Source organism: Methylobacterium sp. E-046 (assembly GCF_022829625.1).
Classification (GTDB): domain Bacteria; phylum Pseudomonadota; class Alphaproteobacteria; order Rhizobiales; family Beijerinckiaceae; genus Methylobacterium; species Methylobacterium longum.
The window spans coordinates 1-436 of the sequence record NZ_JAKSYP010000016.1 but is presented as its reverse complement, the minus strand read 5'-3'; the positions used below and the strand labels follow the sequence as shown (position 1 = coordinate 436).

General features: G+C 68.3%; 1 protein-coding gene. It reads right to left on the bottom strand.

The window, feature by feature from the left end; all coding sequences use genetic code 11:
- On the bottom strand, positions 1-436 hold a 436-nt coding region (locus MKK82_RS00330; protein ID WP_409566764.1), incomplete at both ends, for an outer membrane protein.

Here is a 436-nt window from a genome sequence, read left to right as displayed (position 1 = left end):
CGTCGGAGCGGCGGCCGACCGGGCTGTAGAAGGCCGGGACGTTGGAGGCGGCGTTGATCACGAACGCGCCCTGGTTGCGGGTGTTGCGGTCGAGGTTGACGTACAGGCCTTCGACCTTGAGCGTGACGGCCGAGGAGCGGGAGAAGTTCCGGAAGGAGTCGGTGGGCAGGGCGTACTCGATGCGGCCGCCGACCGCGTAGCCGGTGCGGAAGCTGTCGTTGCCGGCAAAGCCGCCGAACGAGCGGTCGGCGCTGCCCGATCCGTAGGCGAAGCCGCCGGTGCCGTACACGAGGGTGCGGTCGAAGGCGTAGCCGAGGCGGCCGCGAACCGTGCCGAAGAAGTCGAGCGTGCTGAGCAGGCCGTTGGCCGCAACAAAGTTACCGAATTGCGGGCCGGTCGCGCCAGACACGGCAAAGCTCTGACGACGATTGCCGAA